We start from the raw sequence: 23,801 nt of genomic DNA, 5'->3' as shown, positions 1-23,801 counted from the left end.
TTTCCTTATGAATACGACCGCTAAACGATCGTTTGACATTCGGACTTCATGATAATATACTTAGTACACCTAATTAATTTGATGGCTATTTATTATGTGATCTATTTAATAGATGACCTAAGAAGGAGGGAGAACATATGACGGGTCTGGATCCGGTTGCCCGCAAACTGCTGTATTCCATCATGCAATTCAACAAAGGCAAATGGCGGCAGCACAAGCCTCACGGGCGAAATCACAATGAAATCATGGTGCTGGCTTGTTTGCTGCACGGGGCGCATCCCGGTGAACGCATCGATTGGAGAGACAATCCGCCTGATTTCGACAGCGGTCCCGAACCTAATCCGCGCGGACTGAAGGTATCGGAAATCAGTGCGCTGCTTCGCGTGAAGTCGCCTACGATCACGCCGGTGATTCGCGGTTTGGAAGACGAGGGACTGGTTGAACGGACGATGGATGAGGAGGATCGGCGCGCCGTACGCATCACGATTACGGAAGCGGGCCGTAAGATTATCCAGGCGGCGCATGAAGAACGAATGGAGATTTTCAACAAACTCGTCGCACATTTGGGGGAGGAAGACAGCTTGCAATTGGCCGAATTGTTGACCAAGGTGTACAGCTTTTTCGATACATTGAAGTCCGTTCAGACGGAACAGTCCAACGACCAAGGAGATGATAAGCCATGATGAAATTGTTTCGCATGCTGAAGCCGTATCGGATCCCCATATTTTTTATCGTCGGGTTGGTGCTGCTGCAGTCGCTTGCTGAACTGTACCTGCCGACCCTGATGGCGGACATTGTGAACGATGGTATCGTCAAAGGCGACGTGCCTTATATCTGGAAAATCGGAGGCTGGATGCTGGTCATTGCCATCGGCGGAACCGCAGCCTCCGTAACGGCGAGCTACCTTTCCTCCAAGACGGCTGGCGGCTTTGCCAAACAGCTGCGCAGCAGGGTGTTCCGCCATGTCGAGAACTTCTCGCTGCAGGAATTCGACAAGTTGGGTACGGCATCGCTCATTACCCGTACCACCAATGACATCACGCAGGTGCAGAACGTGTTGACCATGATGCTGCGCATGATGATCATGGCGCCGCTCATGAGCATCGGCGGCATTTTCATGGCCATTTCCCAAGACGCCAAGCTGTCTACGATCTTCCTGGTCGTGCTGCCCGTGCTGGCCGGAGCCATCGCGCTGATCGGTGCCAAGGGATTGCCGCTGTTCAAGCAAATCCAGAAAAAGCTGGATCGGTTGAACCTGGTGCTGCGGGAGCAGTTAACCGGCATCCGGGTCGTACGTTCCTTTAACCGAGGGGAACATGAACGCCAACGTTTCAACAACGCAAATACCGATCTGAGAGACATCTCCATTAAGGTAAACGTCTTGATGGCTACGCTGATGCCTGTCATGATGCTGGTCATGAATTTCTCCATGATTGCCATCTTGTTCTTTGGCGGGCAGCGCATCGACAGCGGAAGCATGGATATCGGTTCGTTGATTGCCTTTGTCCAATACGCGATGCAGATTATGTTCTCGCTGATTATGGTATCCATCATTTTCGTCATGATTCCGCGGGCTTCGGCTTCCGCAGAGCGGATCAACGAGGTATTGGAAATGCAGCCGGAATTGGAAGATCCGTCGCAGCCGCGCAGCATGGGCTCAGAGCAGGGCACCATCGAGTTTGACAACGTGACCTTCCGTTATCCGGGAGCAGAGAATGCGGCATTGTCGGGCATTTCGTTTACGGCTCGTCCAGGTGAAACAACGGCGATTATCGGTGGTACCGGGTCAGGCAAAACGACGCTGCTCAGTCTCATTCCCCGGTTTTATGATGTGACAGAGGGGCATGTCCGTGTGAATGGCACGGATGTGCGCGAACTTACGCAGGAGCAGCTGAGATCCAAAATCGGCTTTGTTCCGCAAAAGGCGGTTCTGTTTACCGGAACGATTGCGGAAAACATCCGTCACGGCAAAGAGGACGCTTCGATGGAGGAAGTGGAGCATGCAGCCCGGATCGCCCAGGCCGAGAACTTTATTTCCGAAATGAAGGATGGCTACGAAAGCCTGATTGCCCAAGGCGGGAATAACGTTTCGGGGGGACAAAAGCAGCGTTTGTCCATCGCTCGTGCACTTGTACGTCGTCCGGAAATTTACATTTTCGACGACAGCTTCTCGGCGCTTGATTTCAAAACGGATGCCCGGCTTCGCGCAGCCTTGAAATCAGAGACGAAAGAGGCTGCGGTCATTATCGTGGCCCAACGCGTAAGCACCGTGATGGATGCAGACCGCATCCTCGTCATGGACGAAGGTAAAATCGTAGGTTCAGGAACGCATCAGGAACTGCTGGAGAACAATGAAGTGTACCGTGAAATTGTATCTTCCCAGCTGACAGAGGAGGAGATCGCATGAGTGAACGTCCATCGAACAACGCACGTCCTGCGGCAGGACCGAGGCATCCCGGTCCGGGTCCCGGCATGGGCATGCGTCCTCCGGGTGAAAAGGCCAAAGACTTCAAGGGTACGATGCGTCGGCTGATCCAATATCTTAAACCTCATCGCTACCGGCTTCTTGGCGTGCTCGTTACAGCGATTCTGAGCACCGTGTTCGGCATCATCAGCCCGAAGGTCATGGCGGAAGGAACGGATATTTTGGCCCAGGGCGCGATTGCGATTATGACAGGAATTCAGGGCGGTGGCGTTGATTTTCCAGCCTTGATGAAAGTATTGTATTTGCTGCTTGGTTTGTATCTGTTCAGTGCAGCCTTTATGTATGTTCAACAATATCTGATGGCTGGCGTCGCTCAACGAGTCGTGTACGATATGCGCGAACAGATTAGTGCAAAGATCGGCCGTTTGCCGCTCAAATACTTCGACTCCCGCACGCATGGGGAAACGTTGAGCCGTGCAACCAATGACGTGGACAACATCAGTAACACGCTTCAACAAAGTTTGGCCCAGTTCATTACATCGGTTGTGACGGTGGTCGGCGTCATTATCATGATGCTGACGATCAGCCCATGGATGACGTTGATCACGGTACTGACGCTGCCGCTGAGCATGATCGTGGTCATTGCGGTGGCGTCCCGTTCCCAGAAACACTTTGCCGGCCAGCAAAAATCGCTCGGCGAATTGAATGGCCATGTAGAGGAAATGTACACAGGACATAAAGTCGTCAAAGCGTTCGGACGGGAAGAGCAGTCTGTGGCGCAGTTCGAAAAAATCAATGAAGAATTGTACGCTTCCGGTTGGAAGGCTCAGTTCATTTCGGGTATCATCATGCCGCTCATGAGTTTTGTAGGTAACCTGGGATATGTATTGATCTGTGTGGTGGGCGGCATTTTCGTCACCCGCGGTTCGATTTCCATCGGGGACATTTTGGCCTTTACGCAATATTCGCGACAATTCACGCAGCCGATCAACCAGATCGCGAACATCTCGAACATCATCCAATCCACGATTGCTTCGGCAGAGCGGGTGTTCGAGCTGTTGGACGAAGAGGAAGAGGTTCCGGAAACCAGCCAACCTGCGCAGCTGAAACAGCCTAGAGGCGCGGTCACGTTCCAGGGCGTGAACTTCGGCTACAAAGCCGATGCGCCGCTCATCCGCAACATGAACATCGATGTCGCGCCAGGGCAGACGGTGGCCATCGTGGGACCGACCGGCGCCGGGAAAACGACGCTGATCAATCTCCTGATGCGTTTCTACGAAATCCAGGATGGGCGCATCGCTATTGACGGCGTGGACATTCGCGACATGGAACGCGGCCAGCTGCGCAGCATGTTCGGCATGGTGCTTCAGGATACGTGGCTGTTCAACGGCACGATCCGTGACAACATTGCCTACGGCAAAGAGGGAGCCACGGAAGACGATATTGTGCGTGCCGCGGTTGCCGCGCATGCCGACCACTTTATCCGCACGCTGCCGGATGGATATGACACGGTGCTGAACGAGGACGCATCGAACATCTCCCAAGGGCAGAAACAGCTGCTGACCATTGCAAGAGCGATTCTCGCGAATCCGTCCATCCTGATTCTGGACGAAGCAACGAGCAGCGTCGATACGCGCACCGAGGTATTCATCCAGAAAGCGATGAACGATCTGATGAAGGACCGCACCAGCTTTGTCATTGCCCACCGTTTGTCTACGATTCGCGGAGCGGACCTGATTCTGGTGATGGACCACGGGAACGTGATCGAGCAGGGCAACCACGAAGCGTTGATGGAAAAACAGGGCTTCTACGCCGATCTGTACAACAGCCAGTTTGCGGAGGAACAACCGCAAGCGGTGTAGAGCCAGGCATACACTGCAAGCAACATCAAAAAAACCGAGGTCGGAATTACGCCGATCTCGGTTTTTTCTTTTTCAGAGTTCGATGGAAGTACATATTAGGCACGTACATAGCGTTCGCGGAACTCTTCTTCCAACATGCTCATCAGAATGGCGTCGTGATACCGATGATTGTAGAACAGCACATCCCTTCTCACGCCCTCGCGCTTAAAACCGAGCTTCTCATACGTACGAATAGCCCGATCGTTGAACGCATAAACTTCAAGCTCGATCCGGTGCAGATTGCAGATGCCGAAGCCGTAGTCCAGCAGGAGCTTCATGGCTTCGGTCCCGTAGCCTTTGCCCTGATGCGCCGCACTGTCGATGGCGATGCGGATGTGGCCGCTTCGGTTTTTGGCATGCATATCCATCAAGGCGATCTCGCCGATCATTTCGTCGGTATCCTGCAGGCAGATGAGCAGCATGATTCGGGAGCTGTCCTGCGAAGCCTCCTCCACGAATCGTTCCACCTGCTGATGGGTAAAGCTGCCCTGCGTGCCGGTCAGCCTGCGCATTTCCTCGTCGAACAGACTAGGGAAATACGCATCCACATCGGTCGGTTCAAATAGACGCAGATAGATGCGCTCCGTCTCAAGCAGACGTGGAATGCGCGCTTTCGTTGGTTTTGTATCGGTCATTGCTGATCCCCCTCCACTATGCAAGGTTCGGTTTGATTCGGGTAACACCGATTATAGACTATTGTTATACATTTGAAAATATAGCATTTTGTTCATCTTCTATAGAAGAAGTTGATCGACAGGAAAAGAGTGCATTATATGCCTCCCCGGATTAGTATCGAGCGGGGTGTGCCAGGGATAACGACACGGGCGAAGGGCTGGGGAGGGATTCACGCTTGTTGAGCGGCTCCCTCCAGAAACAGGTTCACCAGCTCCCGTGCCAGGTCGGCAATATTCTCGTGCATGCTGCGAACGTCCTCGCGGTTGGCCAGCATCAGCAGGGAGGTAAAAGCCTGTGCCAGCAGCAGCGGATTGCTCCGGCGCAAATAACCGATCTGCATTTCCCGCTCAAAGTGGGTGGCCAGCACTTGGAAAATGCGCGTTTCGGCCTCGCGGATTTGCTGCAGTTGGTCCGGATCGAGGTACGTTTCCGCCTCTCGCATCATCGTTTCCGTATCGACATGGGAGCGCTGCATTTTGGCTTCAGCGATGCTTTCCAGCCGTTCACGCAGCGTACCGGGAGCATCCAGTCGAAGGGCGGTCTGCTCCATGCCCATGGCCATCATATGGGTGATGGCCACGGTGAACAGGCCGGGTTTGCTGGAGAAATGGTAATAGATCGACGCTTTCGTCACGCCGCATAAGGATGCGATCTGTTGTAAAGAGACCGGTTCATAGCCGTATTCCATAAACAACCGGGACGCAGTCGCCAATATTTTCGTGCGGGCAGATGCCTGTTCCGCATTTGCCTTTGGCCTGCCCGGCGTACGGGCAGGATTTGATTTTTTGCTCATGGAGATACCTCTTTCCATGGGATTATGCATCATTAGATTGTACATGTTCCGGACGGTAAAGTATAGGCAACGGCGTTCACAAAAATATCAATTGCATAATTAACCTTCCGGTATATATAATTAATTCGATTGTACGATGACCGACGGTTCATTTCTATGATTTTTCACACATACGGTCATACGCTGCTGAAATAAAGGAGATGAAACAAACATGCAGGAAGGTTCAGGCTACGGCCGTTTTGTTGCGGGCAAACGAAGTAAATGGATCACCTTGGTGGTATGGATTGTTGTAGCTGTGCTGCTAGGGGTTATATGGCCGGCAGTAGGCGATCGTGAAACAAACAACGCACAGGATCTGGACGAATCGAAGCCTTCGGTGCAGGCAGCTGCCGTTGCCGGGCGGGAATTTCCGGGCGGGCAAGGACTGCCCGCATTGATTGTGTGGCATCAAGCCGGCGGCCTGACGGATCGGCAGATTGAACAGATTCAGGCATTGACCGAGCGGCTGGACCAGGACCCGGTGGAACAGCAGCAAACCGTCGTTCCGCTGTATCAACTGCCGCCGCAGGCGATCAAAGGGCAGTTGTCTGAAGACGGCAGCACACTCGTAATGCCGCTGTTTTTCAATGAGACGGCAGACTCCGGTCAGCTCAAGGAAGGCATTAAAGGGCTGGAACGGAAAACCGAGGATATTTTCGGCAGCAACCCATTCACGGTGGCCGTTGACGATTCGAATGGAACGCTGAGTGCACGCGTGACCGGCCCGGTTGGCATCTCGATCGATGCGAGCGGCCTGTTTGCGTCGGCGGACGTGTCGCTGCTCATCGCTACGGTACTTCTTGTGCTCGTGCTGCTGCTTCTGATCTACCGTTCGCCAGTGCTCGCGATCATTCCGATTATTGCGGTAGGTTTCGCCTATATGGTAACCAGCCCGATTTTGGGCTTCATGGCCGACAAAGGCTGGATTACGGTGGACGCGCAGTCCATCTCGATCATGACCGTGCTGCTGTTCGGCGCAGGTACGGATTATTGTCTGTTCCTCATTTCAAGGTTCCGCCAAATCCTGTATCATGAACCGGACAAACGAAAAGCACTCTTCCAAGCCATCACCGGTTCTTCCGGCGCGATTGCGATGAGCGGGTTCACGGTTGTGGCGGCGCTGCTGGTGCTGCTGTTGGCCGAATACGGGGCATACCAACGTTTTGCCGTTCCTTTCAGTCTGTCCATCTTCATTATGTTTATCGCAAGTCTGACGCTGGTACCGGCGCTGCTGGCCATCTTTGGGCGGGGTTCGTTCTATCCGTTCGTTCCGCGCACGCATGAGATGGAGGCCGAACGGGCCCGCAAAAAAGGCAAACCGGCTCCAGCACCGCGCAAAATCCGGGAAAGCTGGATCGGCCGCACAGTGATCACGAAGCCTTGGACGGTTCTGATCGTCACACTGGTGCTCCTGGGGGGGCTTGCATCCTTCTCCAGTCAAATCAAATTCACGTATGACTTGTTGTCCTCCTTCCCGGAAGACGTGCCTTCCCGCGAAGGTTTTACGATCATCGGCGAACAATTTTCGCAAGGGGAGCTTGCTCCGGCGAAGGTGATCGTCGATGCCGGAGGCAAAAATACGGAATTGAAGCAGCGGCTGGAGGCCCTTGATTATGTGAGCAAGGTTGGCGAACCGCAGCAAGGGGCCGAGAACGCCAACATGACGGGGTACGACGTCGAATTCAATCTGAATCCGTATTCGATGGAAGCCATGCAGCATATTCCGGATCTCCGGGCAACTGCGGAACAGGCACTGACCGACGCCGGAGTCGACGGTTCGTCCAGCCGCGTATGGATCCACGGCCAGACGGCAGAGCAATATGACATCGAAACGGCCGGTGAACGCGATGCACGCATCATCATTCCGGTCGTCATTGGCATGATTACGCTGTTGCTGCTGTTATACCTGCGTTCAGTCGTGGCTACGGCGTACCTGATCCTGACGGTGGTTCTGTCCTATTTCTCGGCCCTGGGGCTGGGCTGGCTAATCATTCATTACGGCCTAGGCGCAGATGCCATTCAGGGCGCAATCCCGCTGTATTCGTTCGTTTTCCTGGTGGCGCTCGGCGAGGACTACAACATTTTCATGATTTCGAGCATCTGGCAAAAACGCAAAACGATGCCTCTTCGCCAGGCGATCAAGGAAGGCGTGGGAGAGACCGGGTCAGTGATCACGTCCGCCGGGCTTATTCTGGCCGGCACGTTTGCCGTGCTTGCAACGCTTCCGATTCAGGTGCTGGTGCAGTTCGGCATCATTACCGCAGCGGGCGTGCTGCTGGATACGTTCCTCGTAAGGCCTTTCCTGGTCCCTGCGATTACGACGCTGCTCGGCAAATGGTCCTTCTGGCCCGGCAGGTACGTTCCCGTACCCGAGAAAGCACGAGAGAAGCAGACCGAGTCCGTCTAAGGTTTACGCGCGCATGGGTTTTGGGACATAATAGAGGTAACGTCGGCTAGGGCGGACGGACCTGTTCAACATCAATGGGACACCAGAGGAAGGATGAAAAACAAGCAATGACCAACAAGTTGAATGTTTACTTTAACCATGACGGCGGCGTGGACGACCTCGTTTCGTTGTTTATGCTTTTGCAAATGGACAATGTACACGTAACCGGGGTATCGGTAATTCCGGCAGACGGATATCTGGAGCCGGCGACCGATGCGAGCCGCAAAATCATCGACCGTTTCGGTTCGTATGAGATCGAAGTTTCGAAATCCAATTCCAGAGGGAAAAACCCGTTCCCTGCGGCGTGGAGATTGCACTCATTTTATGTAGATGCATTGCCGATTCTGAACGAATCCGGAAAGATGGAAGCACCGCTGTCCACCATTCCTGCCCATAAACATTTGATTGAAAAAGTACGCAATACGGAAGGCAAGACGCTCCTGCTCTTTACCGGCCCGCTGACCGACCTGGCACGCGCTTTGGATGAAGCACCGGACATCGAAGAGAAAATCGAGAAGCTCGTATGGATGGGTGGCACATTCGAAAAAGGGAACGTCGAGGAGCCTGAACACGACGGCACCGCGGAATGGAACGTCTTCTGGGATCCGGAGGCAGCTTACCGCGTATGGGAGAGCAGCATCCAGATCGACCTGGTGGCACTGGAAAGTACGAACAAAGTGCCGCTGACGCCAGCCGTGCGCAAACGCTGGGCTTCCGAACGCCGCTATGAAGGCGTGGATTTCATCGGCAACTGTTATGCAGGATGTCCGCCGCTTGTGTACAGCGAGACGAACTCCACGTACTATCTGTGGGACGTGTTAACAACGGCTTCCGTGGGACGCGAAGATATCGTGAAGAAAAAAACGGTCAACTGCGTCGTGATTCCGGATGGTCCGAGCCAAGGCCGTACGGTAGAGCAAGCGGACGGACGTCCGGTACAGCTCGTCTATGACACGGACCCTGAAGCATTCTTCACATACATGACCGACCTGGGCAAAAAGGCTGCTCCGCAGCGTTATTAATTACTGCGCTGCCACAGCGCACCATGTCGTGACATTCATAAAAGAAAGCCGCTACAGACCGGAGTTTTATTCCGGTGCTGTTTGCGGCTTTTTTTAAAATTGAGTCGGTCTGCGCTTGCTGCCGTATTACATGGTTCCGCCGCCTTGCCGAACGGAAGGGGGGATTTTCTCCGGTCCCTGGTTGATATAGCGGTTAATGAACGTGCCGATTTTGGCTTCGTCATATGCGGGCAAGTTCATCGTTTTGGTCCAGGCGGTGACGACGAACTCGCTCCCTTCCGGAATATCTTGGTTGGGCACGGCGAGAATGCCGGAACCAGCCTTGCGGAAGTTGGCGAAATATTTGAGATGTTCCTTGATCATCTCGCTTGCGTCTTCACGGTAATAAATAATGATATCCCCATGCTCCAGATTATGGACGAGATAAGGATACCCCGGAAAATCGGTATAGAATCCAAACTTGATGTCATGAGGATTGTGCGGTCCCGAAGTGGGTATGTTCATCTCGTATGAAATAGGATCTTCCGTATGCTCTGCGCCATAATAAGCATCGTTAGTGACTTCGATATCGGCGTTTGCGTCCAGATCGGAAACGTCGTATTTCGTATTCGCTCCTTGAAGAGCGTATACCCCCATCAAAATTAGCGATGCCGCCAGTGTAATATGGGCTGCCAGTCGGATGGAACGGCTTTTTTTCTTAATCGCTGCCCGCTCCTGTTTCTTGGAATGCGCCATTACGGAGCCTTTGATTCGAAACGCCCAAACGTAGGCTGCGATAGCCAGCAGCAAGGCTATGCCCCCGATCATCAGCCACAGGTAGGAGATGGTGGCGGCTTCATGGTTCATCTGCATCATTTGCATGTCATTCATGTTATGGTCCATGGGAGTCCTCGGCTTTCTATAATAGGATTGAACACTACATATTGTAGTGTAAATGGTACGGAAAGCGCAATCCCGTAGACGAAAGAAGTCCTCCATCCGCATGATAGAACATGCGGTGAGAACTTCTTAAACAATATGTACTTATATAGCGTACAAAAGGCTAGAACAACATGCCGATCATGCCGAAAATGGTTGCAGCGAGCAAACGGTACATGATATAGAACAGCACGACGTTTGCAATCAATACACTGTAAAGGCTGTCCATTGCGGCCGCAGAACGATTGAGCGGATAATGAAACAGCACCGCATTCAGCGCCACAAAAATAATAATATAAGAAACAACAAATAAATAGAATGCGATGGAAAATGAAATAAACACAAACACGTTGGCTACAATGAGCGAGGCTGCAGCAGGGACAAGCAAACTGCCAAATTGGGCGACGAGGGTCTTCGCATGAAAAGCGAGCTTTTCCATTTTCAACACGGCGTAGATCAAAACGAGCGCAGCAGCCAGCGTTACGGCGGTAAAGATCAACGGACGAACGAATCCGCCCAAGAACAAGCTCGAAAAATTGTAGGCACTGAAGGTTTGCAAAAAGAATAAGGAGACCAGCAGGATGACAAGTGCCATGGTTAAAAGTCCGTTCAGGGCATGTTGTTCACCGACCGTTTTCATCGTCTGATAAGGGCGGGCCATCACACTCAGAAAATAAGACAGGTATTGCTTGCTTACTTCTTTGGCTTGTTGAACTTTTTCATTCTGCAGTACATTGCTCCATTGATTGTTGTCCTTGTCACCGGATGCGGAAGGCTGTGCCGAGACGGATGGAGAAGACGAGGGGGACGCGGAAAATGGCTCCTGCGTACTGGACCAATGCGTGTACCCGGATTCTGCCTCAGCCGCAGGCTCCAATCTTTCATCCATCTTCCTTGTTTCAGTCAAAGGCTCGCCTGGAGCAAGTTTGGAGCCGCACTTTTCACAAAAGCGTGCATTTGCGTTTTCATGATTGCAAACAGGGCATTTCATGTTTCAAACCTCCGATTCCATATTTTAGATAATTGGCGTACATTTTGTCCCATTTTAACGGTTGTTGCAGAAGTTTGTCCATGCTTTTGGGGTAATCACCGACGGATCGTCCGCAGTAGCGATCACCATATCAATATTCATGCCTTTGGATAGATTAGGTGCCGAGAGGGCATGATTTGAGGTAGGAAGTCACGGTTTCCTATAATCGTGAAAATGTGACAAATACTGATCATATAATGTTAAATGTTCGCTTTTTGTAGGTGCAATGTTGGTTATATTGATCTTTTGGGTTGCCCAAACCCGGACATTTATGTATAATCAATCGTGTTAACACGTCGAATGTACGGTAGTAAATGATGTGGGTGAGTTCAATGGAACGACTGGACAGCAATGAAAGCAAGAAAAAAATGTGCCAGTTCTACAATGAAATTTCGAAGGAACTGTTCGGATTCGGGACGACTCTCCTGAGAGTGACGATCGATCAGAACATCGTGACCTTCTATGCCAAACACCGACGTTCGCCGCGCTCCGACGCCCTGGAAGGGGAGGCCCCCGGCTTGAAGCTGGAAGTGGACTTCCGTATGTCTGTTTTATATAAGAAAAAATTCAGGGACAAGTTGGAGCAGCAGATGGGGTTGCCAATTGAAGCTGTACTCAGGGATTATGATGCGTCCACGCAGTGGGCCATCACGAACGTGATTCTGGAGCAAGCATAGGGCTGACCGACTTGTCGGCAAGCAACGTGCATTGAACCGCTCCACCGCATGAATCGGGTCCTACACAATTTCATAGCACGATGGCGTCTTGCTTCGGATTGATTCTGAAGCGGAAACCTCGAATGAACCGGTAACGGGTGTCGCTTTCCTTTGTTTACGAAGAAAAGTGTTCTTGTTGAATACAAGAATGCTTTTCTTTTTGTTTTTTTACCAACACACATTTCTAGGAGGAATCAGGAACATGAGGAAAACATGGGTAAGCGGTTTGGTAGCAGCAGCGATGACATCGGTATTGCTGGCAGGATGCGGAAGCAACGCGGATAACGCGGAAGGCTCAAGCAATGGCGGCGCGGCGCCGACCAAGCTCGTGATCTCCACGTGGGGATTTTCGGAAGATTTCTTTAATGAAGAAGTATTCGGTCCATTCGAAAAAGAGCACAATGTGGACATCGTGTTGGAAGTCGGCAACAATGCCGAACGCTTGAACAAAATTCGCCAGGGCACATCGGATGTCGACGTGATCTACTTGTCGGACTACTATGCGCAGCAAGGGATTGACGAAGGTTTGTTCGAAAAAATCGACCGTTCCAAAATTCCGAACATTAACGATATTTACGATATGGCCAAAGCACCGCTTGGCGAAGATTACGGCCCTGCCTACACGATCGGACAATTGGGCATCGCCTACAACCCGGACCTGGTATCCAAAGAAGTCACGTCTTGGAACGATCTGTGGGACCCGGCATTCGCAAACAACGTGACGATCCCGAACATTACGGCAACGGCCGGACCGATGGTGCTGGATGCGGCATCCCGCATTGCAAGCAACCAAACGTTCAATGAAGATGCGGCATTCGCCAAACTGAAAGAACTGAGCGGAAATGTAGTTAAGTTCTACACCCAAACGTCGGAGTTCGTGAACATGTTCTCGCAAGAAGAAATCGCCGGCGGACCGATCATGGAAATGTACTTCAAAGATCTGAAAGCAGCCGTGCCAAACGCGAAATTCGTAACGCCTAGCGAAGGCGGATATGCCGTTATGAATACGATCAATGTGGTCAAAGGCAGCAAAAACAAAGAGCTCGCCGAAGAGTTCATCAACTGGCAGCTCAGCCAAGACGTGCAGGCCAAATCGGCCAAAGCCAAAGTCGATTCCCCGGTAAACACCAAGGTCGAGTTGACGGCGGAAGAAGCGGAAGGCGTAACATACGGCGCGGACGTCGTAGAGAAGCTGAACAAGCTGGATATGGAATTCGTCAACAAACAGGCAAAAACATGGACAGATCGCTGGAATCGCGAAATCGCGCAATAAGTGGGGGACTAAGCCATGAATGAAACGACAAAACGCATGATTTTGGACGTGGACACCGGCATCGACGACGCCCTTGCCATTTTGCTGGCAGTCAAAAGCCGCCGCTTCGATATGCTCGGCATCACAACGGTCTGTGGGAACGTATCGCTTGCGCAGGCCACGGAGAATACGTGCAAAGTGCTGGAGCTGGTGGATGGAACGGATATTCCGGTCATCCCCGGGGCTGCGGGTCCATTGACCCGCCAGTCTCATTACGAACATCGCGTGCACGGCCAGGACGGGCTTGGCGGAGCTTTGCCCGATCCGGCGCGCTCGAAGCGTGCAGAAGAAGGCTTTGGACCGGATTTTATCATTGAACAGGTGAAACGTTACCCTGGCGAAGTGACGCTGATTATGACGGCGCCGCTGACGAATCTGGCCCTTGCGCTGGCCAAATGCCCGGAGCTGCCGTCCCTCGTCAAGGAAGTCATCTTTATGGGCGGCGTGGTGCGCGGACACGGAAACATTACCCCGACGGCCGAGTACAACACGTACGCTGATCCTGAAGCGGCACGCATCGTGCTGCATGCAGGATTCGAGAAGCTGACGCAGGTCGGACTGGACGTTACGCGCCAGACGCTGCTGAATGAAGAAGCGATTGGGCGGTTGACCGATCCGGTACTGCGCAGTTATGTGGCTCAGAGCACCGAAATATATATCCGGCGTTATGAGCAAATGAACGGCGTACGCGCGTGCGCTCTTCATGATCCTCTGGCGGTGGGCGTGGCGCTCGCACCGGAGCTTGTGGAACGCAAGTCGTACTACGTGGACGTGGAAACGGCGAGCCGTCTGTGCGATGGCCAAATGGTCTGCGACTTCCAGAACCGTCTCGGTCAAAAGCCGAACACGTTGGTGTGTGAAGCCGTCGACGCCGAAGCGTTCCTGGAACTGTTTATCGGCGCACTTAATGCGTAGCTATATCGTAGAGGGGTCGAAATCGATTCCATATCATTTCGATCCCAATCCATTCCTTATGTCAGGAGCATCGTGATGAAAAAATCAGTTATGTACTGGCTGCTGCTGCCTGGTCTCGTTTTTCTGGCAGCCTTTATGGTCATACCGATTGTCCTGACGATCGGCTCGACCTTCTTTCAGGAAAACCGGTTTACGTTTGAAGGGTACATGCAATTTTTCAGAGACCCCTACTTTTTGAAAATTCTGCTTACGACGCTGCAGGTCAGCGTGGTCACCACCTTGGTATGCGTGGTGCTCGGATTCCCGACGGCATATTATATTTCGCAAAAAGCGCCTCGGCGCAAGGGCATTCTGCTTGCCCTCGCCATCTTTCCGTTGCTGACGAGCCCGGTCGTGCGTTCGTTCAGCTGGATGATCATTCTCGGCCGCAAAGGGCTCGTCAACAATACGCTGGTCGGTCTCGGCATCATCGACAAACCGCTGGATATCATGTATACGCCAGCCGCGATGATGATCGGTTTGACGCATCTGTTCCTGCCGCTCATGATCATTTCCCTGGTCGGCGTGCTGGAGAACATTGACGGCGATCTGCTCAAAGCGGCTCAGAGCTTGGGTGCCTCCCGTTTCACGGCATTCCGCCGGGTAGTCTTCCCGCTGGCGGTGCCCGGTCTCGTCATTGGTGCCGTGCTTGTCTTCGTGGGCAGCCTCACGGCATATACAACGCCGGCCCTGCTCGGCGGTAAGCAGCGGGTCATCGCAACGTTCCTGTATCAGAACGCGATGACGCTGAATGACTGGTATCTGGCCTCGGTCATTGCGGCGATCATGATTGTCATTACGTTTGTCGTCGTTGGCATCATGAACAAATTGGCCAAAACTTTAAATCCGAAGGGGTAAAATTATGCGGGAGAAACATATCGGGCTGGGCCTGTTCAGTCTGCTGGTCTTTATCTTTCTGCTGGGCCCGCTTCTGATCATCTCGGTCACGTCGTTCGAGCCGGGAACGGTACTGAAATTTCCGCCGGAGGGCTTCTCCCTCCGCTGGTACGAAAATATATTCAACGCAGGCGGTTTCGTGCGCACGTTCCAGACGTCGATCGTCATTTCCCTGCTGGGAAATCTGCTCGCGCTGGTGCTCGGGATTCCTGCCGCTTATGCGCTGAGCCGTTTTGATTTCAAAGGAAAATCGCTTTTGAATGCAATCTTCCTGTCTCCGGTGCTCATCCCGGGGATCGTGCTTGGTTTCACGCTGATGAGATACTTGATCGTGATCTATCATCTGCCGATGTACCTCGGGCTTTTGATCGGCCACACGGTAATTATGCTTCCATTTATCATTCGGGTCATCGCGTCGAGCTTGTCGAGCTTTGACTTTGCCGTGGAAGAGGCTGCGCTGAGTCTGGGAGCGGGACGGATCAGAACGTTCTTCCAGGTGGTGCTGCCCAACATTCGGTCAGGTATTCTGGCTGCGGTGCTCATTGCTTTCCTGGAGTCGTTCAACAATGTCGACATTTCCGTGTTCATGACCGGACCAGGGGTAAGCACATTGCCGATACAGATGCTGACGTACGTGGAAAATTATTTCGATCCGACCATCGCGGCGATTTCGGTGCTGCTCATGGTGCTGACCGGCTTGCTCATGTTTGTGATCGAACGTGTAATGGGTGGACTTTCTTATTTTACTAAACGTTAATTGGAGGCGCTAAAGCGTATGGCATTGCTGACTTTGGACCAGGTATCGGTGGCTTATGACAACCAGACGATCCTGAAGGATTTTCGATTGGAGCTGGAAAAAGGCAAGCTGCTCTCCCTCCTTGGACCGAGCGGCTGCGGCAAAACAACGACACTGCGTCTCATCGCCGGATTTCTGGAAGCACAGCAAGGCAAGTTCATGTTCGGCGGCAAGGACTATACGAAGGTTCCGGTGAACAAACGGAATTTCGGATTTGTGTTTCAGAGCTATGCGCTGTTCCCGCATTTGTCGGTTTACGACAACGTAGCCTTCGGCCTGCGGATGCGCAAAGTGAAGGATAAAGATATCGGGGCGCGCGTCATGCGCATTCTCGAAGTGGTGAACCTGAACGGTTTCGAAAAAAGGTTCCCGCAGGAGCTGTCCGGCGGTCAGCGGCAGCGCGTGGCGATTGCCCGCGCGCTGGTCATCGAGCCGGATCTGCTGCTCTTCGACGAGCCGCTCAGCAACCTCGATGCCAACCTGCGGGTGAACATGCGCGTGGAGATCCGCCGAATCCAGCAGGAGCTGGGGATTACGACATTGTACGTCTCGCATGATCAGGAGGAGTGCTTCTCCATTTCCGACCAGGTGGCGATCATGAACAAAGGCGTCGTCGAGCAGCTCGACCGCCCGGAAACGATTTTCAAATATCCGGCGACGGAATTCGTGGCCCGATTCATCGGGTTCCACAACTTCATCGAGTTCGCGGACCGCAGTGATGCGGGCGATACGATTACCCTGAAAGCAGGCGGAAGACAGTTCACCGCGACGGCACATCCGGGGACGGCAAGACCGGGCGCTCGCAAAGGCGCGATTCGTCCCGACGACCTGATCGTGAGCGGCGACACTTCGGAACAATTGAACGCATTGCCGGGCATCGTGAAGGTCAGCACGTATTTGGGACGCAGTTACCAATACGTGATCGAGACGGAGCTGGGAGACTTCACCGCCAATCAGGAGATGGAGACGCCTTATCTCAGCGGACAGCGGGTCAGCCTCATTTTCCCGCAGGACAAGCTTGTACTTGTGGAATAGAAGCAGGAAGCATGGATGGAAGCCTATGGCATCATTCCATATGCTTGACACCGAGAAAAAGGAGATGATGCCCCATGCGTGTCGATCAACTGATTGTCAATGTACGGGTGTACAACAGCTACTATAAACGATTCGAAGAGAATAACGTTGCCGTGCTGGACGGCAGATTTCTATACATCGGACCTGGCGGGACGGATCGGTTCGAAGCGTGCGAGGTGATCGATGCCCGGGGACGGTACATGATTCCCGGCCTCATCGACATCCATCTGCACATCGAAAGCACGATGGTGACCCCCGCGACCTTTTCTCATGGACTGATCCGATGCGGAGTTACCTCCATCGTGGCGGAACCGCATGAGATGGCAAACGTGTTCGGCCTGGAAGGCGTGCAGGAAATGATGGCCGCGAGCCGGGAGACGACGGTGGACATGTTCTACGGCATCCCGAGCTCCGTGCCGGCCACGCCGATGGAAACAACGGGCGGATCAATCGAAATCGAGGATATGGATGCGCTGCTTGCGACCGGGGAGATCATCTGTCTGGGCGAAATCATGAACTACGTTGACGTCATTCGCGATCCGGAATGCAAAACCAACCAGATTTTGCGCCATATCCGCAAAAACTATCCCGATCTTGTCATCGAAGGACATACGCCGAAGCTGCTGGGACTGGATCTGCATCGCCTGATCTATGCCGGGGTGGATTCCGATCATACCCATCAAAGCATCGAAGGCCTTCAGGCCCGCATCGCGGCAGGCATGTTCATCGAGATTCAGGAAAAATCGATGACGCCGGAAGTGATCGATTACTTGATCGGTCATGATGTGTCGCAGCATTTCTGCTTCGTCACGGATGACGTCATGCCGGATTCGCTCGTGGCCCGCGGACACCTTGACCATATCGTGCGCAAGGCCATCGGCATGGGCATGCGCCCCGAAGACGCCATCTATGCGGCAACGTCGACGCCTGCGGCACGGATGAAGATGACCGATCGCGGCAGCATCGCGCCGGGTAAAATCGCCGACTACTCGCTTGTAGCGGATCTGGATAAACTTTCGATTGAACAGGTATATAAAAACGGGAAGAAAGCTTATGACGATTACGAACCGTATGAGCAGACACGGACAGCTCCGCAATTTCCGTCACACTTCTATAGCAGCGTGAAACTGAATCCGTTGGCAGCCAGCGATTTCTCCATCCGGCTGGACGATCCCAAAGTGAACGGAAGCATGCTGGGAGCAAAGGCGGAGGCGAGTTCGGCAGGTTCGGTTACCCAGTTGTCCGATGGCCTGCATAACTGCCGGGTGATGATGGTGAAAGACGGTTCGACCTTTGTGGAAGAGCTGATCGCGCCGATCGAAGCGTTGAACGGTGAATTGCAATGGGAAAACAGCGAATACGGTCAAATCGCGACGTTCGAGCGTTATGCCGTGAACGGCAATCGGGCGTATGGCCTGATTGGCGGGGATACGATCAAACGCGGTGCCATTGCAACGACATATTCGCATGACAATCACAACCTTCTGGTTGTAGGACGTAATCGCGAAGATATGATTCTGGCAGCTAACACGGTGATTTCGAGCCAGGGTGGTTTCTGTGTAGTGGAAGACGGCAAAGTATTGTCCCATCTGGAACTGCCGGTGGGTGGCATCCTGACCGAGGAACCACTCGCTGTTGTATCACATCAAGTGAAGGAGCTGCGCGCAGCGATGCTCTCGCTCGGGTATGTACACTATAATCCGATCATGTCGCTAAGCACGCATTCGCTGGCGGTAAGCCCGGCGCTCAAGATCACGGATCATGGCTTGATCGATGTTAATGCGGGCAAAGTTGTACCATTGATCGTGGATTAATGGAGCAGGCATATGCATTCTCTTTTGGAGAGAGTGCGTATGTCTTTTTTATGTTTTGTTTGGAGAGGAACAGCAAGGACATCAGGGCATTTGCCATAGGAGTTTCAAGCGTTGGTTGGAGTGAGATATCAACATCCTTGTGCGGATATGGTATCATAGCTACATTTCGTGGATGAGAAGTGGGAGGGAGATGACGTTAATGGAACCAGAGAAAAAAGCGATCTTTTTCGACGTGGACGATACACTGTACGATCATTTACAGCCGCTGCGGGGAGCGCTGCAGGAAGTCATCGGGCTGCCTGACGATTTTCCTTATGCGGAGGCATACCACCGTTTTCGTTATTACAGCGACTGGCTTTCCGATCAGGAAGGGCTATCCGCCGTGCCGGAGCCGGAAGCGGTGGAACGGATGCGCCGTCGGCGTTTTGAGCTGATGCTGAAAGAGTTCGGGATTGCGGTAGAACCTGAACAGGCTGCTGCACTCCAGGAGCGGTATTTGGGCCGCCAGTTCCACATTCAACCGTTTGATGGAGCGTATGCACTGATGCATGAATTGATGGAGGAAGGCCATTTTGTCGGTTTGATTACCAACGGCGAAGGTGCGCATCAGGAGCGGAAGCTTGAGGCACTGAAGGTGCGAGACGTGATTCCGAGAGAGCGTATTTTCATCTCGGGGACGATCGGCTATGCCAAGCCGGACCGCCGTTTGTTCGAGCATGTGAGCAAACAGACGGGGACCGAGGCGCGCAACAGCTTCTATATCGGAGACTCTTGGCGGAACGATGTCGTGGGCGCAGTCAATGCCGGTTGGCAGGTGATCTGGTTCAATCATCGCCAGGCCGAACCGGAATCGGATCATCAGGCGCATTACTTGGCTCATAGCTATGAGGAGATTGGACGAATATTGGCAAAGGCGGTGTCCCCTGTACGCGTGCTTTAGTGTAGTAGCTACAAAATAGATAAGCCTTTTAGTACACGAAGGACCTGCACTTATCGCACCAAAAAGTCCTCCTTAATAGGAGGACTCACGATTAATTTCTACGCTGTCTCTGAGAACGTCTCGTTTTTAAAATATATGGAATAATATGATTACTAAGAACATCATGTATTGTATACCCTGGAACACCTTCAATTCGTTGACCATCTTTGTCTTCCAAGTTCATAGGAACATGGAAATGCCATGGATCAAACTTTTTAAATTCGTGTGGAGTTTCATCACGGTGATAGTGGGCATGAAATTTTTGAAGAATCTCCTTGTTACCGGCATACCAGTCATAATAATATTCGATTAGTTCGTCACCTTCAAAGATCTCTTTGCATTGAAGATATCCATCATAATCATGGAATTTTATATTCACATTAATTTCTCGACCCTTTTTGTGGTCGAGTTCTTCTCTTGGCGTCTCAATAGGTCTTGCCGAAAAAATTTCCGGGTAGACATGATCAAGGTTACTGAAAACTGTCTTTTTAACGTTGAGAAACTTGCGCACTAGCTAACCTCGCTTTGTATGACCACCATACCGAAGCATCTGTGTCCTCTGCTGTGAGCTCTTTGATTGTCTTGTCGCCAAAAACTTCTTCGAATGTGCCACCGTAGTTTTGTTCAAACTCTTTAATGGATTTTTGTAAGTAAGTTATTTCATCGACTTCTGGATTTTGGTTTTCAGCTTCCCAATTCGCTTTCAATACTGCAACGGAGACGCGATTACCATTCGCAAAAATAACTTCAGCATCTTCCGAAATTTTGGACCACTTCTGTCCTTCTTTTTCAGCACCAATTATTTTCCCCTGACGAATCCAGGTGTTAATTGTTTGCGGTGAAACGCCCAGGTACTTAGCAACTTCTGTAGTTGAGAAGTTTACACTAACTTGTTCTCGAGCAGCTTCCTCCGAAATGTGTTGTAACAAGGCTAAAGCATACTCCATAACCATTGCTTTGTCGGACAGTTGTTCCTCGTCCCACAGTTTAACGTAACGTTCTGCCCCTTTCACTGTAAACAATAAGTTTTTAATGAGTGCTGCTGTGGTTGGCAAGTCGAACTCGATCATATTTTGTAAATAACTGTGAGCACTCGGTCCGGTTAAGATACTTCTTTCAATTACGGTTGGACGCATTATCATCTCACCTCTCACCCCCATATTATAAATGTATGTTCAGTTTGTCAACAAAGTGAAAGAAAACAGAAAGCGAATGATTAATATTATTATCATATTTGTTGTCCTTATACATATCCTTTTTTTCTTGAGATCGTGCTCAAAATACTTCGTGTAGGAACCGTCATAATGATGCAGTCCATGTCTTATGGTGCATTTGTCTAATTTCGTTATATAAGGTCAGAAGATGAAGGCCGCTTCATGGAATCTTCATTTGAAAGAAGTGCCATAGGTCTTTTCAAAGTGAATATCCGATGATATAATTAAAACAAGATTTAGATTAAGTCTAAATTAAAGAAGTTAAAAATGAATATAAATTGATTGAATATGTTACACATTAACGGAGAGTGCAGAACCATTCTGGAGATGGGATGCAATCGGAGTAACAGGGTGTAACGAACGAATCAACTTATATAAACACTTAAATTCTACATTCCGAAAGGGGATATAATCCATGAGCACAATCCAAACTACTAACACATTCAACGCACGCATGACCGAACTTCACAACGTACTGAACCGCCAAATCGCAGGCTGGTCCGTATTGTATACTAAACTGCACAACTTCCACTGGTATGTGAAAGGTCCTCATTTCTTCACCCTGCACGGCAAATTCGAAGAATTGTACAACTTGGCGACCGCCAACATGGACGAGGTTGCAGAGCGTTTGCTGGCTATTGGCGGCAGCCCCGTAGCTACGCTCAGTGAGCAGTTGAGCCTTTCGCCAATCGAAGAAGCGGCTGGACAACCAACCGCAGAGCAAATGGTGGAGGCCGTCGTTGCTGATCTCCGGACCATGGTGTCGGTCATTCATGAAGGCATTGAAGCTGCAGGCGAAGCCGTGGATAACGCAACCGAAGATATGCTGATCGGCTTCACGGCTGGACTGGAAAAAGAAATCTGGATGCTGAATGCTTTTCTGGGCAAATAATCAAGGTTGCCTGCATCCTGACAACGATATGTAGAGTCCGTGAACAAAATGCCCGTTCGCTTACAAATCCGGTGGGCTTGCCGTATAATGATGGCATTCAAGTCGTATGGATGGGTGGTTATGGACAATGCGGACAGACCCGGAAGAGCTGAAACTGGAAGCGGAACGGTTTATATATACATGTTATGAAGAGCTGGGCCACACGCGCGAAGTCGCGGAGGCCCGGCTTGTTATCGTGCTGGGCGACATCGCGGCCACAGGCATGTACACGCACACGAAGGAAGAGCTGGAGCATGGCTGCAAAATGGCATGGCGGAACAGCAACCGCTGCATCGGCCGCCTGTTCTGGGACAAGCTGCGCATCGTGGATGCGCGCGAGATCGAGACGGCCGCTCAAGCAGCCGAGGCCATCCTTCACCATATCCGGACGGCATCGAATGGCGGCAAGGTCATTCCGATGATCACGGTTATGGCGCCGGAAGGGCCTCAAGGCGCTCCCTTGCGGATCTGGAATCATCAGTTGATCCGGTATGCCGGATACGAAACGGAGAATGGCATCGTGGGCGACCCGGCTTCGGTGGAGATGACTGAAGTGGCGATGTCCCTGGGTTGGCAAGGGGCGGGCACCCCATATGATGTGTTGCCGATCATTATTCAATCGGATGGACAGGACCCCGAATGGTTCGAGGTGCCGGGGGAGGATATCGTGGAAGTGCGCATCGAGCATCCGGACCGGCCAGAGATGGCCCATTTGGGCTTGCGCTGGTACGGCGTGCCGATGATTGCCGACATGCGTCTGGAAATCGGGGGCATTTCCTATCCGGCGGCACCGTTCAACGGGTGGTACATGGGAACGGAGATCGGCGCGCGCAATCTCGCCGATCCATTCCGGTACAACAAGCTGCCTGAAGTCGCGAAGGCGCTTGGCATGGACACGTCGAGCGAAACGACGCTATGGAAGGATCGGGCACTGGTGGAGCTCAATGCAGCCGTGCTGCATTCGTTCAAGAAGGCGGGCGTCAGCATCGTGGACCATCACACTGCGGCTTCGCAGTTTGCCTTGTTCGAGCAGCGGGAATCCCAGGAGGGACGCGAGCTGACCGGCGACTGGACTTGGCTTATTCCGCCTGTGTCGCCTGCAACGACGCATATTTTCCATAAGCCGTATCGCAACAAACTCGTGAAGCCCAATTTTTTTTATCAGGAGAAGGCGTATTCCTGCCAAGCTGCAGCTTTTGGCGACGCCCCGATGAAATGCCCGTTTGCCCACTAAGGTGATGCGAACGGGCTTTTTTTTACTGAAAATAGGAAATGTATTCTCTATTCTTTTCTCTTTATTGGGTGATTTTCCGGAACTATACTTACTCCATAACTTCACATAATAAGGAGATGTCCGAAAATGGGATATGTCGAGTCTTTGCGTGAACGAATCGGCAATGCGCCGCTCATTCTGGTAAGGCCAAGTGTGCTGATCCTCAATCCGGTCGGGGAAATTTTGCTGGTGCGCCATGTCGATGATACTTGGGGCGTGCCGGGGGGATGCATGGAACTGGACGAATCCGCCGAGGAATGCGCCATGCGCGAAGTCAGGGAAGAATTGGGGATCGAGCTAGGGCGGCTGCGGTTGTACGGCGTGTTTTCGGGCAAAGATTTATATACCAAGCTGCGGAACGGCCACGTGTACTCCAATGTGGTGATCGGCTACGTCTGCACCGAATACGAGGGTGAGCTAAGGCCGGATGGGGTGGAAGTTCTCGAAGCGATGTTTTTCCATCCGTCGGCTTTGCCTGAGAAGACAGATCCCTTTCTGCGCAGCAAAATAGCCGAGCACGCAGGGCAAATCGCCGCGCTCATTCAAAATGGCTGACGATCCATTCAAGAAGGACGGATTTTGGTCTCCTTTG

General features: G+C 52.1%; 22 protein-coding genes. 16 read left to right on the top strand and 6 right to left on the bottom strand.

Features of this window, described 5'->3' with window-relative positions:
* The first annotated feature begins 137 nt into the window (after nt 1-137).
* Genes MKY59_RS29410 through MKY59_RS29400 form a run of 3 tightly spaced genes read left to right on the top strand, consistent with a single transcriptional unit; the run spans nt 138 to nt 4,287 of the window.
* On the top strand, nt 138-683 hold the full coding sequence (locus tag MKY59_RS29410; protein WP_236413250.1) for a MarR family transcriptional regulator: 546 nt from the start codon (nt 138-140) through the stop codon (nt 681-683).
* Nucleotides 680-2,407 (top strand): ABC transporter ATP-binding protein, encoded by a 1,728-nt coding sequence (locus tag MKY59_RS29405; RefSeq protein ID WP_236413248.1) that lies wholly within the window; start codon nt 680-682, stop codon nt 2,405-2,407. The genes MKY59_RS29410 and MKY59_RS29405 overlap by 4 nt, the downstream gene beginning before the upstream one ends.
* Nucleotides 2,404-4,287 (top strand): ABC transporter ATP-binding protein, encoded by a 1,884-nt coding sequence (locus tag MKY59_RS29400; protein WP_290371417.1) that lies wholly within the window; start codon nt 2,404-2,406, stop codon nt 4,285-4,287. Before MKY59_RS29405 ends, MKY59_RS29400 begins: the two co-directional genes overlap by 4 nt.
* 95 nt (nt 4,288-4,382) lie before the next feature.
* Here the strand turns inward: MKY59_RS29400 and MKY59_RS29395 are convergent, their stop codons facing one another.
* Nucleotides 4,383-4,961 carry a GNAT family protein gene (locus MKY59_RS29395; protein ID WP_339275104.1) on the bottom strand — a complete coding sequence of 193 codons (579 nt, stop codon included), beginning with the start codon at nt 4,959-4,961 and terminating at the stop codon, nt 4,383-4,385.
* A 209-nt stretch (nt 4,962-5,170) separates the two neighbouring features.
* Entirely contained in the window at nt 5,171-5,794 is a 624-nt protein-coding gene (locus tag MKY59_RS29390; protein ID WP_236413243.1) for a TetR/AcrR family transcriptional regulator, read from the bottom strand.
* Nucleotides 5,795-6,005: 211 nt separating this feature from the next.
* Here MKY59_RS29390 and MKY59_RS29385 point away from each other — a divergent pair, with 211 nt between their 5' ends.
* A complete protein-coding gene (locus tag MKY59_RS29385; protein ID WP_236413241.1) occupies nt 6,006-8,240 on the top strand; it encodes an MMPL family transporter in 2,235 nt (744 codons plus the stop codon).
* Nucleotides 8,241-8,347: 107 nt separating this feature from the next.
* Complete coding sequence (locus MKY59_RS29380; RefSeq protein ID WP_236413240.1) at nt 8,348-9,301, top strand: nucleoside hydrolase; 954 nt, start codon at nt 8,348-8,350, stop codon at nt 9,299-9,301.
* A 126-nt stretch (nt 9,302-9,427) separates the two neighbouring features.
* Here MKY59_RS29380 and MKY59_RS29375 read toward each other — a convergent pair whose 3' ends face one another.
* Entirely contained in the window at nt 9,428-10,183 is a 756-nt protein-coding gene (locus tag MKY59_RS29375) for a DUF3105 domain-containing protein (RefSeq protein ID WP_339275103.1), read from the bottom strand.
* A gap of 160 nt (nt 10,184-10,343) precedes the next feature.
* Complete coding sequence (locus MKY59_RS29370; RefSeq protein WP_339275102.1) at nt 10,344-11,108, bottom strand: hypothetical protein; 765 nt, start codon at nt 11,106-11,108, stop codon at nt 10,344-10,346.
* A 473-nt stretch (nt 11,109-11,581) separates the two neighbouring features.
* Between MKY59_RS29370 and MKY59_RS29365 the strand changes: the two genes are divergently transcribed.
* From MKY59_RS29365 to MKY59_RS29330, 8 genes are all read left to right on the top strand, one after another.
* Nucleotides 11,582-11,926, top strand: a complete 345-nt coding sequence (locus MKY59_RS29365) for a DUF2294 domain-containing protein (RefSeq protein ID WP_236413236.1) — start codon at nt 11,582-11,584, stop codon at nt 11,924-11,926.
* A 241-nt stretch (nt 11,927-12,167) separates the two neighbouring features.
* Complete coding sequence (locus MKY59_RS29360; protein WP_339275101.1) at nt 12,168-13,238, top strand: ABC transporter substrate-binding protein; 1,071 nt, start codon at nt 12,168-12,170, stop codon at nt 13,236-13,238.
* 15 nt (nt 13,239-13,253) lie between these two features.
* The gene (locus MKY59_RS29355; protein ID WP_339275099.1) at nt 13,254-14,192 is read left to right on the top strand and encodes a nucleoside hydrolase; all 939 of its coding nucleotides are present in this window, start codon (nt 13,254-13,256) and stop codon (nt 14,190-14,192) included.
* Between the two features lie 75 nt (nt 14,193-14,267).
* Nucleotides 14,268-15,089 carry an ABC transporter permease gene (locus MKY59_RS29350; protein ID WP_236413233.1) on the top strand — a complete coding sequence of 274 codons (822 nt, stop codon included), beginning with the start codon at nt 14,268-14,270 and terminating at the stop codon, nt 15,087-15,089.
* Between the two features lie 4 nt (nt 15,090-15,093).
* A complete protein-coding gene (locus tag MKY59_RS29345; RefSeq protein ID WP_236413232.1) occupies nt 15,094-15,885 on the top strand; it encodes an ABC transporter permease in 792 nt (263 codons plus the stop codon).
* 18 nt (nt 15,886-15,903) lie between these two features.
* Complete coding sequence (locus MKY59_RS29340) at nt 15,904-16,959, top strand: ABC transporter ATP-binding protein (protein WP_236413231.1); 1,056 nt, start codon at nt 15,904-15,906, stop codon at nt 16,957-16,959.
* A gap of 74 nt (nt 16,960-17,033) precedes the next feature.
* Nucleotides 17,034-18,812, top strand: coding sequence for an adenine deaminase C-terminal domain-containing protein (locus MKY59_RS29335; protein ID WP_339275096.1), 1,779 nt, complete (start codon nt 17,034-17,036; stop codon nt 18,810-18,812).
* 199 nt (nt 18,813-19,011) lie between these two features.
* Entirely contained in the window at nt 19,012-19,752 is a 741-nt protein-coding gene (locus MKY59_RS29330) for an HAD family hydrolase (protein ID WP_339275095.1), read from the top strand.
* Nucleotides 19,753-19,843: 91 nt separating this feature from the next.
* Here the strand turns inward: MKY59_RS29330 and MKY59_RS29325 are convergent, their stop codons facing one another.
* Nucleotides 19,844-20,302, bottom strand: a complete 459-nt coding sequence (locus MKY59_RS29325) for a hypothetical protein (protein WP_339275093.1) — start codon at nt 20,300-20,302, stop codon at nt 19,844-19,846.
* Entirely contained in the window at nt 20,280-20,927 is a 648-nt protein-coding gene (locus tag MKY59_RS29320) for a helix-turn-helix domain-containing protein (protein ID WP_339275091.1), read from the bottom strand. Before MKY59_RS29320 ends, MKY59_RS29325 begins: the two co-directional genes overlap by 23 nt.
* 493 nt (nt 20,928-21,420) lie before the next feature.
* On the opposite strand from MKY59_RS29320, the gene MKY59_RS29315 reads away from it, so the two are divergent.
* The 3 genes from MKY59_RS29315 to MKY59_RS29305 all read left to right on the top strand — a co-directional run bounded on the left by MKY59_RS29315 (nt 21,421) and on the right by MKY59_RS29305 (nt 23,764).
* Nucleotides 21,421-21,897, top strand: a complete 477-nt coding sequence (locus MKY59_RS29315; protein WP_339275089.1) for a DNA starvation/stationary phase protection protein — start codon at nt 21,421-21,423, stop codon at nt 21,895-21,897.
* Between the two features lie 127 nt (nt 21,898-22,024).
* The gene (locus tag MKY59_RS29310; RefSeq protein ID WP_339275087.1) at nt 22,025-23,170 is read left to right on the top strand and encodes a nitric oxide synthase oxygenase; all 1,146 of its coding nucleotides are present in this window, start codon (nt 22,025-22,027) and stop codon (nt 23,168-23,170) included.
* A 126-nt stretch (nt 23,171-23,296) separates the two neighbouring features.
* Entirely contained in the window at nt 23,297-23,764 is a 468-nt protein-coding gene (locus tag MKY59_RS29305; protein WP_339275085.1) for an NUDIX domain-containing protein, read from the top strand.
* Nucleotides 23,765-23,801: the final 37 nt, after the last annotated feature.

The organism is Paenibacillus sp. FSL W8-0426 (genome assembly GCF_037969725.1).
GTDB classification, from domain to species: domain Bacteria; phylum Bacillota; class Bacilli; order Paenibacillales; family Paenibacillaceae; genus Paenibacillus; species Paenibacillus hubeiensis.
Note: the sequence above shows the minus strand (reverse complement) of the source record. Positions and strands in the feature narration are given on the sequence as shown.

Bases quoted from the DNA above. Each gene is read 5' to 3' on its own strand.
- MKY59_RS29410 (WP_236413250.1), top strand. From the start codon at position 138: ATGACGGGTCTGGATCCGGTTGCCCGCAAACTGCTGTATTCCATCATG.
- MKY59_RS29405 (WP_236413248.1), top strand. From the start codon at position 680: ATGATGAAATTGTTTCGCATGCTGAAGCCGTATCGGATCCCCATATTT.
- MKY59_RS29400 (WP_290371417.1), top strand. From the start codon at position 2,404: ATGAGTGAACGTCCATCGAACAACGCACGTCCTGCGGCAGGACCGAGG.
- MKY59_RS29395 (WP_339275104.1), bottom strand. From the start codon at position 4,961: ATGACCGATACAAAACCAACGAAAGCGCGCATTCCACGTCTGCTTGAG.
- MKY59_RS29390 (WP_236413243.1), bottom strand. From the start codon at position 5,794: ATGAGCAAAAAATCAAATCCTGCCCGTACGCCGGGCAGGCCAAAGGCA.
- MKY59_RS29385 (WP_236413241.1), top strand. From the start codon at position 6,006: ATGCAGGAAGGTTCAGGCTACGGCCGTTTTGTTGCGGGCAAACGAAGT.
- MKY59_RS29380 (WP_236413240.1), top strand. From the start codon at position 8,348: ATGACCAACAAGTTGAATGTTTACTTTAACCATGACGGCGGCGTGGAC.
- MKY59_RS29375 (WP_339275103.1), bottom strand. From the start codon at position 10,183: ATGGACCATAACATGAATGACATGCAAATGATGCAGATGAACCATGAA.
- MKY59_RS29370 (WP_339275102.1), bottom strand. From the start codon at position 11,108: ATGGATGAAAGATTGGAGCCTGCGGCTGAGGCAGAATCCGGGTACACG.
- MKY59_RS29365 (WP_236413236.1), top strand. From the start codon at position 11,582: ATGGAACGACTGGACAGCAATGAAAGCAAGAAAAAAATGTGCCAGTTC.
- MKY59_RS29360 (WP_339275101.1), top strand. From the start codon at position 12,168: ATGAGGAAAACATGGGTAAGCGGTTTGGTAGCAGCAGCGATGACATCG.
- MKY59_RS29355 (WP_339275099.1), top strand. From the start codon at position 13,254: ATGAATGAAACGACAAAACGCATGATTTTGGACGTGGACACCGGCATC.
- MKY59_RS29350 (WP_236413233.1), top strand. From the start codon at position 14,268: ATGAAAAAATCAGTTATGTACTGGCTGCTGCTGCCTGGTCTCGTTTTT.
- MKY59_RS29345 (WP_236413232.1), top strand. From the start codon at position 15,094: ATGCGGGAGAAACATATCGGGCTGGGCCTGTTCAGTCTGCTGGTCTTT.
- MKY59_RS29340 (WP_236413231.1), top strand. From the start codon at position 15,904: ATGGCATTGCTGACTTTGGACCAGGTATCGGTGGCTTATGACAACCAG.
- MKY59_RS29335 (WP_339275096.1), top strand. From the start codon at position 17,034: ATGCGTGTCGATCAACTGATTGTCAATGTACGGGTGTACAACAGCTAC.
- MKY59_RS29330 (WP_339275095.1), top strand. From the start codon at position 19,012: ATGGAACCAGAGAAAAAAGCGATCTTTTTCGACGTGGACGATACACTG.
- MKY59_RS29320 (WP_339275091.1), bottom strand. From the start codon at position 20,927: ATGCGTCCAACCGTAATTGAAAGAAGTATCTTAACCGGACCGAGTGCT.
- MKY59_RS29315 (WP_339275089.1), top strand. From the start codon at position 21,421: ATGAGCACAATCCAAACTACTAACACATTCAACGCACGCATGACCGAA.
- MKY59_RS29310 (WP_339275087.1), top strand. From the start codon at position 22,025: ATGCGGACAGACCCGGAAGAGCTGAAACTGGAAGCGGAACGGTTTATA.
- MKY59_RS29305 (WP_339275085.1), top strand. From the start codon at position 23,297: ATGGGATATGTCGAGTCTTTGCGTGAACGAATCGGCAATGCGCCGCTC.